The organism is Brachybacterium halotolerans subsp. kimchii, from assembly GCF_020792675.1.
Taxonomy (GTDB): Bacteria; Actinomycetota; Actinomycetes; order Actinomycetales; family Dermabacteraceae; genus Brachybacterium; species Brachybacterium halotolerans.
Map to the genome: position 1 here is coordinate 126,061 of NZ_CP086254.1, position 12,684 is coordinate 138,744.

The 12,684-nt window shown below is 71.7% G+C and carries 10 protein-coding genes; 7 read left to right on the forward strand and 3 right to left on the reverse strand.

What is annotated here, in order from left to right:
• The first annotated feature begins 2 nt into the window (after positions 1 to 2).
• Both thrB and rho read left to right on the forward strand, forming a co-directional pair.
• On the forward strand, positions 3 to 980 hold the full coding sequence (thrB, locus tag Bra3105_RS00580; RefSeq protein ID WP_228358175.1) for a homoserine kinase: 978 nt from the start codon (positions 3 to 5) through the stop codon (positions 978 to 980).
• 269 nt (positions 981 to 1,249) lie between these two features.
• Complete coding sequence (gene rho, locus Bra3105_RS00585; protein WP_228358176.1) at positions 1,250 to 3,340, forward strand: transcription termination factor Rho; 2,091 nt, start codon at positions 1,250 to 1,252, stop codon at positions 3,338 to 3,340.
• 98 nt (positions 3,341 to 3,438) lie between these two features.
• Here rho and Bra3105_RS00590 read toward each other — a convergent pair whose 3' ends face one another.
• The 3 genes from Bra3105_RS00590 to Bra3105_RS00600 are packed head-to-tail and all read right to left on the reverse strand — an operon-like array spanning position 3,439 to position 6,649.
• The gene (locus Bra3105_RS00590; protein WP_228358177.1) at positions 3,439 to 4,377 is read right to left on the reverse strand and encodes a carbohydrate ABC transporter permease; all 939 of its coding nucleotides are present in this window, start codon (positions 4,375 to 4,377) and stop codon (positions 3,439 to 3,441) included.
• Positions 4,374 to 5,360, reverse strand: a complete 987-nt coding sequence (locus Bra3105_RS00595; protein WP_228358178.1) for a carbohydrate ABC transporter permease — start codon at positions 5,358 to 5,360, stop codon at positions 4,374 to 4,376. The genes Bra3105_RS00590 and Bra3105_RS00595 overlap by 4 nt, the downstream gene beginning before the upstream one ends.
• On the reverse strand, positions 5,357 to 6,649 hold the full coding sequence (locus Bra3105_RS00600) for an ABC transporter substrate-binding protein (protein WP_228358179.1): 1,293 nt from the start codon (positions 6,647 to 6,649) through the stop codon (positions 5,357 to 5,359). Before Bra3105_RS00600 ends, Bra3105_RS00595 begins: the two co-directional genes overlap by 4 nt.
• A 369-nt stretch (positions 6,650 to 7,018) precedes the next feature.
• On the opposite strand from Bra3105_RS00600, the gene Bra3105_RS00605 reads away from it, so the two are divergent.
• The 5 genes from Bra3105_RS00605 to prmC all read left to right on the forward strand — a co-directional run bounded on the left by Bra3105_RS00605 (position 7,019) and on the right by prmC (position 12,673).
• Positions 7,019 to 9,103 (forward strand): aldo/keto reductase, encoded by a 2,085-nt coding sequence (locus tag Bra3105_RS00605; protein ID WP_228358180.1) that lies wholly within the window; start codon positions 7,019 to 7,021, stop codon positions 9,101 to 9,103.
• Positions 9,100 to 10,107, forward strand: a complete 1,008-nt coding sequence (locus tag Bra3105_RS00610; protein WP_228358181.1) for a LacI family DNA-binding transcriptional regulator — start codon at positions 9,100 to 9,102, stop codon at positions 10,105 to 10,107. Before Bra3105_RS00605 ends, Bra3105_RS00610 begins: the two co-directional genes overlap by 4 nt.
• A gap of 151 nt (positions 10,108 to 10,258) precedes the next feature.
• Complete coding sequence (gene rpmE, locus Bra3105_RS00615; protein WP_200500990.1) at positions 10,259 to 10,471, forward strand: 50S ribosomal protein L31; 213 nt, start codon at positions 10,259 to 10,261, stop codon at positions 10,469 to 10,471.
• A gap of 199 nt (positions 10,472 to 10,670) precedes the next feature.
• Positions 10,671 to 11,765 carry a PCRF domain-containing protein gene (locus Bra3105_RS00620; RefSeq protein WP_407650906.1) on the forward strand — a complete coding sequence of 365 codons (1,095 nt, stop codon included), beginning with the start codon at positions 10,671 to 10,673 and terminating at the stop codon, positions 11,763 to 11,765.
• On the forward strand, positions 11,762 to 12,673 hold the full coding sequence (gene prmC / locus Bra3105_RS00625; protein WP_228358183.1) for a peptide chain release factor N(5)-glutamine methyltransferase: 912 nt from the start codon (positions 11,762 to 11,764) through the stop codon (positions 12,671 to 12,673). Before Bra3105_RS00620 ends, prmC begins: the two co-directional genes overlap by 4 nt.
• The last annotated feature ends 11 nt before the right edge of the window (positions 12,674 to 12,684 follow it).

Genomic DNA, 12,684 nt, shown 5'->3' on the forward strand with positions numbered 1-12,684 from the left:
GCATGAGGATCACCACCGAGCGCGTCGGCGTGCGCGTGCCCGCCACCAGCGCGAACCTGGGGCCGGGCTTCGACGCGCTGGGCCTCGCCCTGCACCTCGTCGACGACCTCGAGCTCGAGGCCACCACCGGCCGGGTCGAGGTCACCGTCGAGGGGGAGGGCGCGGGCGACGTCCCGGCGGGGGAGGACCACCTCGTGGTGCGTGCCCTGCGACGGGGCCTCGACCACGCGGGCGCCCCCCAGGCCGGGGTGCGCCTGCACTGCCGCAACCGGATCCCGCACGGTCGCGGCCTGGGCTCGAGCGCGGCGGCGACCGTCGCCGGCCTCATGCTCGCGCGCCTCCTGGTCTCCGAGCCGGAGGCCCTGGACGACCAGGTGCTCCTGGACCTGGCGACCGAGATGGAGGGCCACCCGGACAACGCCGCCCCGGCTCTGCTGGGCGGCGTCGTCCTCTCCTGGACGGACCGCGTCGGCGCCCGCGCGGAGCGCCTCGATCTCGCGGCGCCCGGCGACCGGGCGCAGCGCGGGAACGGGGCCGGACAGAGCGGGAGCGGGACCGCGCAGGAGCCCGCGATCCGCCCCGTCGTGCTGCTGCCGACGGCCCGGCTCGCCACGAGCGCGGCCCGCTCGCTGCTGCCCGAGACGGTGCCCCACGCCGACGCAGCGTTCAACGCGGCACGGGCCGCTCTGCTCGTGCACGCGCTCACGAGCGACCCCTCGCTGCTGCTGCCCGCGACCGAGGACCGCCTGCACCAGGAGTACCGCGCCCCGGGCATGCCGCAGAGCGTCGAGCTCGTGCGCGTGCTGCGCAGCGAGGGATACCCCGCCGTGATCTCCGGCGCGGGCCCGTCCGTGCTGGTCATCGACGGCGCGGGACCCGAGCTCGCGCCGCTCGTGCGACGCGTGGTCGACGACCCCCGGGCATGGCGCATCGCCCGTGTCGGACTCTCATCGACCGGTGCGGAGCCTGTGGTACCTTGAACCCGCGTCCGACGACGTGATCGGCCCGGCCCAGTGCCGGCGATCACGGCCCGGAGACTTCCGCACAGTGGGTGCAGAGAGGTCCCGGGTGAGGACGTACCCCAGAGAATCCCCGGCGACGCCGCGTTCGCGTGCTTCCGTGCGCTGTGCGCCACGGCCGCCCTCGGGGAGAGGACTGCCGCGAACCCCGCCGTCCACCGGCCCGGTCGCCGCGCAGCTCATGCACTCATCACGGACGCGCGCCGCGCGATCCACAGGAAGGAACCTGGGTGAACGACACCACCGCACCGCAGGGCGACAGCACGTCGCTCGCGGCGAAGAAGCTTCCCGAGCTGCAGCAGATCGCTGCCGGGCTCGGCATCAAGGGGGCGCGTCGCCTCCGCAAGGGCGATCTCATCGACGCGATCAACGGGGGCGGCTCCTCCGCCCCGAAGACCACGGCCCCGAAGAGCACCGCTCCGACCGAAAGCGCGCCGGAGGCCACCGCGTCGACGTCCGCGGCAGCGGGCGAGACCGCCCCGCAGAAGGCGGCGACGACGAGCGGAGCCTCCGAGGGCTCGGCGTCGTCGGCCGACGTCCTGGACCTGGGCCTGGATCTGTCCACGCAGGACGAGCGCGGCACGGGTGGGCGCCAGGAGCGCCGCGGCCGCGAGGACCGTCAGGGTCGCAACGAGCGCAACGAGCGCAACGAGCGCAACGAGCGCGCGGAGCGGAGCGATCGCTCCGAGCGCCAGGAGCGCGGCGACCAGGGCGAGGGCCGCCAGCGCGGCGACCGACAGGATCGCGGCGACCGTCAGGACCGCGGCGACCGACAGGATCGCCAGGACCGCGGCGACCGTGCGGGCCGCGAGAACCGCAAGGACCGGGACAACCGCAAGGACAGCAACGACCGCAACGACCACGGCGATCAGGGCGGACGCGGGTCGCGTCCCCGTCTCGAGGACATCGAGCTGCCTGATCGCACGGGTGAGGACTCCGACATGAGCCGCAACGACCAGGGCGGCCGGGGCGGCCGCGGAGACTCCGAGGACGGTCGCAACCGCCGCTCCCGCAACCGCTCGCGCGATCGCAAGCGCCGCGGCCGCAACGGCGGCGACAACCCGCAGCAGGACGGCGGCGGCAGCGAGGACGAGCAGCAGGTCCGCGAGGGCGAGGAGCTCGTGAGCGTCGCCGGCATCCTCGACGTGCGCGACAACAACGCCTACGTGCGCACCACCGGCTACCTGCCCGGCGCGAGCGACGTCTACGTCTCCATGAACATGGTCCGCAAGAGCGGACTGCGCAAGGGCGACGCGATCACGGGCCTCGTGCGGGCGCCCAAGGACGGCGAGGAGCAGCGCCAGGAGCAGCCGCAGCAGGGCGGCGGGCGCAACCGCCGCAACCGCGGCGGCAACCAGCAGGGCAAGTACGCCCCGCTGCTGCAGGTCGACACCGTCAACGGGCTCACCCCCGATCGCGCCCGTCAGCGCGTGGACTTCGGCAAGCTCACCCCGCTCTACCCGGACGAGCGCCTGCGCCTGGAGACCGCCCCCAACGCCGTCGCGCCGCGCATCATCGACCTCGTCTCGCCGATCGGCAAGGGCCAGCGCGGCCTCATCGTCGCGCCCCCGAAGGCCGGCAAGACGATCATCATGCAGCAGATCGCGAACGCGATCACCACGAACAACCCCGAGGCCCACCTCATGGTCGTGCTCGTCGACGAGCGACCCGAGGAGGTCACCGACATGCAGCGCACGGTGAAGGGCGAGGTCATCGCCTCGACCTTCGACCGGCCCGCCTCGGACCACACGATCGTGGCCGAGCTCGCGATCGAACGCGCCAAGCGCCTCGTGGAGATGGGCAAGGACGTGGTGGTGCTGCTGGATTCGCTCACCCGTCTCTCGCGCGCCTACAACCTGGCCGCCCCGGCCTCGGGTCGCATCCTCTCCGGCGGTGTCGACGCCTCGGCGCTCTACCCGCCCAAGCGCTTCTTCGGCGCCGCACGCAACATCGAGAACGGCGGCTCGCTCACGATCCTCGCCTCGGCCCTGGTGGAGACCGGTTCCAAGATGGACGAGGTCATCTTCGAGGAGTTCAAGGGCACCGGCAACATGGAGCTGCGCCTCTCGCGGAACCTCGCGGACAAGCGCATCTTCCCGGCGGTGGACGTCAACGCCTCGAGCACCCGCCGCGAGGAGGAGCTCATGGGCAAGGAGGAGCTGGCCATCATGTGGAAGCTCCGCCGCGTCCTCGGCGCCCTCGATCAGCAGCAGGCGCTCGAGCTGCTCCTGGAGCGCGTGAAGAAGACCCAGTCGAACACCGAGTTCCTGATGACGGTCTCCAAGAACACCCCCAGCGTGGGCGGCCGCTCCGGCGACTGACCTCTCGCGGGAGTGGGCTGTCGGGACCGGTCTCCTGATTCCGACGACGGCGGGGCGGGCACTTCGGTGCCCGCCCCGCCGTCGTCATCCCCGCTCCGTCATCCCTTGATCGCGCCCGCCGCGATGTTCGCGATGAAGTGGCGCGAGCCGATGATGAACACGCCGATCAGAGGCAGCACGCTGACCAGCGCGCCCGCCATGACCATCCCGTAGTCGGTGAGGTAGAGCGAGTTCAGGTTCTGCAGGGCGGTCTGCAGGGTCTGGCGCTTCGGGTCGACCAGCACGATCAGCGGCCACACGTAGTCGTTCCATGCGGTGATGAACGTGAAGATGCCCAGGAACGCGAGGCCGCCGCGCATCATCGGCACGCCGATCCTGCGATAGATGGTGAAGAAGCCTGCGCCGTCGATCCGGGCGGACTCCACGAGCTCGTCGGGGATCGATGAGCTCGCCATCTGCCGCAGCAGGAAGATGCCGAAGGCGTTCGCGGCGCCCGGGACGATGAGCGCCTGCAGCGTCCCCACCCAGCCGATCTTCGACATGAGGATGAAGCTCGGCACCAGCGAGAGGCTCCCGGGGATCAGGAACGTCGCGATCATCAGGACGAACAGCGCGTTCTTGCCCGGGAAGTCGTACTTCGCGAAGGCGAAGGCGGCGAGGGAGTCGAAGAACATCACCAGCACGGCGCACAGGGCGGACACGATGATGGTGTTCACGAGGGCGGAGAGGATGTCCACGCTCGAGAAGAGATTCCTGAGGTTCTCCGCGAGGCTCGTGCCGAAGGTGAGGCGCGGCGGGTACCCGAAGATCTGCGCGGTCGTCGACGTCGACATCACCGCGAGCCAGTAGAACGGGAAGACCGACAGCACGACGCCGACGAGGATCAGCAGGTGCGTGATCACCTTCTCGAGGCGGTCGCGCGCGATCGCGGCGCGGTCGCCCGCTGTGCGCAGCCCCGGCCGGGTGCTCCCGCGCGGGGCTGCGCCGCCTCCGGGGGCCGGCGGTCCTGAGGTGCGGGTGGGGTCGGCGGTGGTCATGAGCGTGCCTTCCTGCCGGTCCGACGGGGCGTGTCCCTGCGCTCGCTGAGCAGACGCCAGTTGATGATCGCGAACACGGAGGCGAGGACGAACAGGGCCCAGGCGATCGCCGAGCCGTACCCGAAGTCGAACTGCGTGAACGCCTGGTTGTACTGGTAGAGCACGATCGTCATGCCGGCCTCGCCGTTGCCGCCGGCGTCGCCGAGCAGCACCTGCGGCTCGGTGAACAGGCTCAGCCCGCCGACGGTCGAGGTGATGACGGTGAACAGGATGATCGGACGCAGCATCGGGATCGTCACGCGGGTGAAGATCTGCCATGTGGAGGCGCCGTCGGTCTTCGCGGCGTCGTACAGGTCCGTCGGGATCGACTGGAGCCCGGCGAGGTAGATGATCGCGTTGTAGCCGGTGAACCGCCAGATCACCATCACGGCGATGGTGACCTTGATGCCCAGGCTGCTCGAGAGCCAGGGGACGGAGTCGAGGTGCAATGCGGTCAGCGCCGAGTTCACGAGGCCGAAGGAGTCGGAGAAGACCGAGCCGAAGACGATCGCCATCGCGACCATGCTGGTGACGTTCGGCAGGAAGAAGGCCACCCGGTAGAACCCGCGGAAGCGGATGTTCTGGTGCAGCAGGAACGCGATGACGAGCGCCAGGAAGAGCATCGGGATCGTGGAGAGGAACCAGATGATGAACGTGTTCCCGACGGCGTTCCAGAAGCGGGAGTCCTGCACGAGGTAGATGTATTGGGAGAGCCCGGCGAAGCGGATCTCGCCCATGCCGTCCCAGTCGGTGAAGGAGAGCACGATCGAGAACACGATCGGGAACAGTCCGAACACCAGGAAGAGCACGTAGAACGGGGCGATCGCGACGTACTGCGGCCAGTGGGAGAGCACTCCTCTCCAGCCGAGGGCCCGGGTGCGCGGGACGGCCGCGGTGGAGGGCCTGGCCGCGTCGACGGGCGGGGGAGTGGTCATGACGCTCATCGCTGGACTCCTCGTTTGCGCAGGGCCTTCTCGGCGGCGGCGATCGCATCGGCCCATGCGCGGTCCGGGTCCTTGCCGGCGGTCTCGACGTTGGTGATCTCGAGGGTGAAGCTGCCGGAGACGACGCTCTCCCACGTGCTGATGAACGATTCCGGCACCTGCTCGGCGGCGTGCGAGAAGAAGGCGAGCGGATCCTGGTCCCCGAAGAAGTCGCCGGCGTACTTCATGGTGCCGCTCTCGTAGGAGGCTGGTGCTGAGGGGAAGAGCTGGACGTCGTTGTAGGCCTCTGCCTGATGGTCCGGGGTGTTGATCCAGCGGATGAAGGCGAAGGCGGCTTCCGGGTCCTTGCAGGTGTGGGGGATGGCGGCGAAGGAGCCTCCTGAGTTCCCCGGGCGCACGGGCTGGTCGGCCAGGCGCCAGAGGCCCGCGGAGTCGGGCGCGGACTCCTGGATGATCTGGGACCACCACGAGGCGTTCACGTGGCCGGCGGTCTTCCCGCTGGACCACGCGGCGTTCTGGTCCGTGCCGCGGGCGTCCGGGATCCCCGCCGTGATGTGCGCCTCGATCGCGGCGACGGCCGTGTCCCAGGCCTCGCGCACCGCCGAGCCCTCGGCCGTGTACAGGGGCGTGTCCTCGGCGTCGAGGTAGCGCTCGGGACTCGCGTTGAGGAACTGCTCGTAGATGGACTGCGCGGTGTTGACGAGCGCGGAGCCGGTCGCTTTCCGCAGTTCGGCCCCGAGTGCGATCCACTCCTTCCACGTCGAGACCGCTGCGGACACCTCGTCCGGTTCCGTCGGCAGCCCCGCCTTCTCGAACACGTCCTGGCGGTAGTAGAAGCCGGTGGGGCCGATGTCGAGAGGGAAGAAGCAGAAGCGCTCCTCGGGCGTGATCCCGAGCTTCCACTTCCACTCGTAGTAGTCGTCCGCGTGCTGGGCGGCCCCCAGGTCGTTCATGTCCAGGAACTGGTGCTCGTTGCGGAAGTAGAGGGCGTTGTTCGAGTTGATGTACGTGATGTCCGGGATGTAGGCGCCGCCCGCGAGGCTCGTGCGCAGCTTGGTGTCGAAGGTGGTGCCGATGACGTCGGCGCGCACGTGCCGATCGGTGCCGGGGACGTTCTTCGCGGCCTGCTCGAGGAGTTTCGGGCTGGCGGACCGGTTCCAGTACCACATGACCAGCTCGTCGGGGTCGTCGGAGATCGTGGGGGAGGAGCCGCAGGCGGCCAGTCCTCCCGCGGCCAGCCCCGCCAGGCCGAGGCCTCGCAGGACGTGTCGTCGCGTGGGTGGGTGCATGGGCTCTCCTCGTCATCGAGCAGGCGATCGGGGCCGTGAACGTTCACAGCTGGCCAGGACTATGGCATCCGCCCCCGAGGGTGTCAAGGGTCACAAGCATCCGTGGACCTCGCGGCGCCGACCGGACACGGGGCGGCTCTTCTCTGCATCGCTGCGCGGCCGGCCCGGAGCCCTTCAAGGGGTCTTCGCACCCGGGTGGAGATCCGCGAGGCATGGCGCCGCGCTCGACGGACGTGTAGCGTGATCCCTGTCGTGAACGTTCACGCATCACCGACGGGTCGCGGCGGTCCCGGTGCGGCCCTCGTCCGGCATCCGCCCGCAGCATCCGCCTTCCGCAGCTCCCCACCCTTCGACAGCGAGGTCGCATCCATGAGCACCGACAGCAGCGCACCCAAGCACGACGCCAGCAGCACGGAGCGCCCGGCGCCTGCCGCGCCCGGCGACACCGCCCGCCTGCGCTGGGCCGTGCTCGGGCCCGGCTCGATCGCCCGTCGCTTCGCGGGCCAGCTGCCGCACAGCGAGTTCGGCGTGCTCGTGGGCGCGGGCAGCCGCGACCCGGAGCGGGCCCGCGAGTTCGCGCGCGAGTTCGGCTTCGCCGAGGACCCGGGCGCCGTGATCGGCACCTACGAGGAGGTGCTGGCCTCCGACGCGGTCGACGCCGTGTACGTCTCCACGGTGCACACCGAGCACGCGCGCCTGAGCATCGCCGCCCTCGAGGCCGGCAAGCATGTGCTGTGCGAGAAGCCGCTGGCGGCGAACCACGGCACCGCGATGGCCGTCGCGGACGTCGCGCGTCGCACCGGGCGCGTCCTGCTCGAGGCCTTCATGTACCGCTTCCATCCGCAGACCCTCCAGGTGCTGGACCTCGTGCGCGAGGGCGCGATCGGCGAGCTCGCGCACGTCGACGCCTCGTTCTCCTTCGACACCGGGGCGCGCGAGGGTCGTCTGTTCGATCCGCAGATCGCCGGCGGCGGGATCCTCGACGTCGGCTGCTACCCGCTGTCCTTCGCGCGCCTGGTCGCCGGGGCCGCCGCCGGGCGCACCGCCGTCGAGCCCGCCTCGCTCTCCGCCGCAGGCACCGTCGGCCCGACGGGCGTCGACGAGTGGGCGAGCGCGGAGCTCACCTTCCCCGGCGGCGCCACCGCGAGCCTGCGCACCGGTGTGCGCCTGGCGGACCCGCAGTCCGCGACCATCACCGGCAGCCGGGGCGTGATCCGTCTCGAGGATCCGTGGACGCTCGGGGAGGACACCGTGATCCACCTCGACGTGGTGGGGGAGGAGCCGCGCGAGATCCGTGTGGAGCACGCCCACCCCTACGCACTGGAAGCGGATGCTCTCGCCAGCGCCGTCTCCGCGGGACGGTCCGAGGTGCCCGAGCTCGACCTCGAGGTGAGCCTCGGCCAGGCCCGCGCGCTCGACGACTGGCGCGAGCAGATCGGCCTGCGCTATCCGTTCGAGCGCGAGGACTCCGCGATCCCCACCGTCTCCGGCGCCCCGCTGCGCGTGCGGGAGGACGGCGAGCACCCCGCCATGCCCTACGGCGAGATCCCGGGGGTCGGCAAGAGGATCTCTCGCCTGGTCATGGGCTGCGACAACCAGCCGAACCTCGCCCATGCCTCCGCCCTGTTCGACGCCTTCGTCGAGGCCGGCGGCACCACCTTCGACTCCGCATACATCTACGGCGGCGGTCACCACGAGCTGCAGCTCGGCCAGTGGATCACGAATCGCGGCATCCGCGAGGACGTCGTGGTGATCACCAAGGGTGCGCACACCCCGCACTGCGACCCCGCGTCCCTGAGCCGCCAGCTGCTGGAGTCGCTCGAGCGCCAGCAGACCGACTACGCGGATCTCTACATGATGCACAGGGACAACCTCGACATCCCCGTCGGCGAGTTCGTCGACGTGCTCAACGAGCACCTCGAGGCAGGTCGGATCCGTGCGTTCGGCGGGTCGAACTGGACGCCCGCGCGCGTCGACGAGGCGAACGCGTACGCCGCGGCCCACGGCAAGCAGGGCTTCAGCCTGCTGAGCAACCACTTCGGCCTCGCCGAGGCGCTCGACGTCCCCTGGGCCGGCTGCGTGCACGCGACCGACCCGGACTCGAAGGCCTGGCTCGAGGAGCGGAAGATCCCGCTCTTCCCCTGGTCCTCGCAGGCGCGGGGCTTCTTCACCGGCCGCGCCGCGCCCGAGGACCGCTCGGACGCCGAGCTCGTGCGCTGCTACTACTCCGACGGCAACTTCGAGCGCCTCGAGCGCGCCCGCACCCTCGCCCGCGAGTTCGGCGTGCCGCCCACCGCGATCGCGCTCGCCTACGTGCTCGCCCAGCCGTTCCCCACGTTCCCGCTGTTCGGCCCCCGCTCCATCGCGGAGATGCGATCCTCTATGGAAGGCCTCTCGGTGCAGCTGACCCCCGAGCAGGTCGCGTGGCTGGATCTTCGGGAGGACGTTGCGTGAGCAGAAGCCGTGAGAGCGCCGGTGCGCGGACGGACCGGACGACGGGCGCCCGGCGCGCCACCATCGTCGACGTCGCCACGCGCGCCGGCGTCTCGCGGCAGACGGTCACCCGGGCCATGAACGACATGCCCGGCATCAGCCCCGACACCCGCGAGCGCGTGCTCGCAGCGGCCGAGGAGCTGAACTACCGGCCCTCGCGCTTCGGGCGCGGTCTCGTCTCCCAGGGGCCGCCCACCCTGGGCCTGCTGGTCAACGAGCTCACCAACACGTTCTTCCCGGAGATCGCCGCCACCGTGATCCGCGAGAGCGCACGGCGCGGCTGGAACGTCGTCGTCGCCGAGACCGAGAACGGAGCGGAGGCCGAGGCGATCGCGACCGAGCTCGTGCGCCGGGCCGACGCCCTGCTGGGCTACAGCCTCCCGGCCGACGCCGACGAGATCGTCCCCGCGCGCATGCCGCTCGTGCGCCTCGACCTCCAGGAGGCCGACGGTGCGGGCGTGCGCTTCGCGGAGGAGGACGCGATGTCCGAGCTCGCCGCACACCTGAAGAGGTCCGGCGCCGCGCGCGTCGCCGTGCTCGACAGCGCCCAGGACGGGGAGAGCCGCCGCGCGCACCAGATGCGGGAGGCCGTCGGCCGGCAGATCGATGCGGTGGACCTCGTCCCGGCGTCGGCGGACGGCATCCCGGCGCAGGTCGAGGCCGCTCTCGATGCCGGCGCGGACACCCTCATGGCCTGGAACGACGTGCACGCCCTGCAGGTGCTCAAGGCACTGCGCACCCGAGGCCTGAACGTGCCCGAGGACGTGCGCGTCACGGGCGTCGACGGGCTCGCGCTGGGGGAGCTGGTCTCTCCCGAGCTCACGACCATCGGCGTCGACCTCGAGGCCGTGGCCCGCGAAGCGGTCGACCTCGTGGACGGGCTGTTCACCGGACGGCTGAGCGCGGCAGACGGCGGGGCCGCGCGCACCGTGCCCTACCGGCTCGTGGTCCGCGAGTCCGCCTGAGAGCGGGACGGGCCGGGCGCCCCGTGGGGAGTTCGTCACCCCCGCGCGCCGAGGGGTGTGCCCGCTCGCGCGCACGTGGCACAATCGGGCGTCGGTTCTGGTTCACGGCGCCCGTCGGGCACCGACCCAGCGACCTCACGAAGGAGAGATCATGAAGGCGAACATCCACCCGGATTATCACGTGACCCAGGTGACCTGCACCTGCGGCAACACGTTCACCACCCGCAGCACCAAGGGCGACGGCGAGATCCGCGCCGAGGTCTGCTCCGCCTGCCACCCGTTCTACACGGGCAAGCAGAAGATCCTGGACACCGGCGGTCGCGTGGCCCGCTTCGAGGCCCGCTACGGCAAGAAGTCCAAGTAACAGCGCTTCCGACACCGGCGGTTCCCCCTGGGGAGCCGCCGGTGTCGTGTCATCCGGCCTCCCGGCCCGGCGATGACAAGATCCTGCCGGTGTACTGATCCGAGGAGAGGCCGTGGCGCATCCCGCTGATGACCTCGACGGCCTCCCGCTCGAGCGGCTGAGCGCCCTCGAGGCCGAGCACGCCGAGCTGCAGCGGCGCATGGCGGACCCCGCCCTGCACGCCGACGCCTCCCGCGCCCGCCGCGTGGGGCGCCGCTACGCCGAGGTCGACCAGATCGTCACTGCGCTGCGCGACCTGCGCGGCGCGGCCGAGGACCGCGACGCCGCGCGCGAGCTCGCCGCAGAGGACCCCGAGTTCGCGGCCGAGGCCGAGCGGGACGCCGAGCGCGTCGCGACCTTCCGCGAGCACCTGCGAGAGCTTCTCGCCCCGCGCGACGAGGACGACTCCCGGGACGTGCTCATGGAGATCAAAGCGGGCGCCGGCGGCGAGGAATCCGCCCTGTTCGCCGCGGAGATGCTGCGCATGTACCGGCAGTACGCGCTCTCCCGGGGCTGGACGCTCGAGGTCATCGACTCCACCGACTCCGACCTGGGCGGCATCAAGGACGCGACCCTCTCGATCCGGGCGGGCTCGTCCGCCGTCGGCGGCGGGGTCGGGACCGGTGGCGCGACAGGCGGTGCCGGCGGGGGAGCGGCCGTCGGCGTCTGGGCGCACCTCAAGCACGAGGGCGGCGTCCACCGGGTCCAGCGCGTGCCGGTCACCGAGTCCGCCGGTCGCATCCACACCTCCGCCGTCGGCGTCCTGGTGATGCCCGAGGCCGACGAGACCGACGAGGCGGAGCTGCTCGCCGAGCAGATGGCCTCGGCGAACCTGCGCATCGACGTCTTCCGCTCCTCCGGGCCGGGCGGGCAGAGCGTGAACACGACGGACTCCGCCGTGCGCATCACCCACCTGCCCACCGGCATCGTCGTCTCCTGCCAGAACGAGAAGAGCCAGCTGCAGAACCGCGAGCAGGCGATGCGGATCCTGCGCTCGCGCCTGCTCGAGGCGCGCCGCGCCGCGCAGGATGCCGAGGCCTCCGCGAGCCGCCGCTCCCAGGTGCGCACCGTCGACCGCTCCGAGCGGATCCGCACGTACAACTTCCCCGAGTCGCGGGTGACCGACCACCGCACCGGCTTCAAGGCCGGCAACCTCGAGGCCGTCCTCGCGGGCGACCTCGACGCCCTCATCGACTCCTCCCGCCGCGCCGAGGCCGAGCAGCGCCTGCGCGACGCCGCCGAGGGGGAGCTGTGAGCGACGACGTGCGGATGCGCCTGCGCAGCGCGCTGTCGCGCACGACCGCCCGTCTGGGCGAGGCCGGCATCGTGTCCTCGAGCGCCGAGTCCCGCACGCTCATCGAGGCCGCTGCGCGCGCCGACGGGCCGCTGGTCATGCTCGATGCGCTCCCGGAGGACTTCGACGCGCGCCTCGAGGAGCTCGTGGCCCGCCGCGAGCGCAGAGAGCCCCTGCAGCTGATCCTCGGCCGCGCCCCGTTCCGCCGCCTCCAGCTCGCCACCGCTCCCGGCGTGTTCATCCCGCGCCCGGAGACCGAGCTCGCGATCGATCTGCTCCTCGAGCACGCGCGGTCGCACGACGTGCGCACGGTCGTGGACCTCTGCACCGGGAGCGGCGCCCTCGCCGCCGCCGTCCTCGACGAGATGCCCGCAGCGCGCGTCCTCGCCCTCGAGATCGACCCCGCCGCCCGGGACCTGGCCGAGCAGAACCTCGCGGCCGTGGACCCGGAGCGGGGAGCAGTCCGCGCGGGCGACGTGGAGGACGCGCGTCTGCTCGCGGACCCCGAGGCCGCCCTCGGCGCCCTCGCCGGCGGCGTCGACGCGGTGCTCGCGAACCCGCCCTACATCCCCGCCGATGCGATCCCCCGTGATCAGGAGGTGCGCGAGCACGATCCGGCCCGCGCGCTGTTCGGCGGGGGAGAGGACGGACTCGACGTGCCCCGCTCCGTGGTCGCGCTCGCCGCGCGCCTGCTGCGCCCCGGCGGTCTGCTCGTGATGGAGCACGCCGACGTGCAGGGCTCCTCGACGCGAGCCCTCGCCCATGGCACGGGCTCGTTCACCGACATCCGCACGGTCCGCGACCTCACCGACCGCGACCGCTTCCTGGTCGCCCTCCGCGCCGACCCGTCCACCCCCAGCACGAGATGAGAGACTGAGCG

Excerpts from the sequence above, each read along its gene's own strand:
- rpmE (WP_200500990.1), top strand. The coding sequence starts at position 10,259 with ATGAAGGCGAACATCCACCCGGATTATCACGTGACCCAGGTGACCTGC.
- Bra3105_RS00620 (WP_407650906.1), top strand. The coding sequence starts at position 10,671 with ATGGCGGACCCCGCCCTGCACGCCGACGCCTCCCGCGCCCGCCGCGTG.
- thrB (WP_228358175.1), top strand. The coding sequence starts at position 3 with ATGAGGATCACCACCGAGCGCGTCGGCGTGCGCGTGCCCGCCACCAGC.
- Bra3105_RS00600 (WP_228358179.1), bottom strand. The coding sequence starts at position 6,649 with ATGCACCCACCCACGCGACGACACGTCCTGCGAGGCCTCGGCCTGGCG.
- Bra3105_RS00590 (WP_228358177.1), bottom strand. The coding sequence starts at position 4,377 with ATGACCACCGCCGACCCCACCCGCACCTCAGGACCGCCGGCCCCCGGA.
- Bra3105_RS00605 (WP_228358180.1), top strand. The coding sequence starts at position 7,019 with ATGAGCACCGACAGCAGCGCACCCAAGCACGACGCCAGCAGCACGGAG.
- Bra3105_RS00595 (WP_228358178.1), bottom strand. The coding sequence starts at position 5,360 with ATGAGCGTCATGACCACTCCCCCGCCCGTCGACGCGGCCAGGCCCTCC.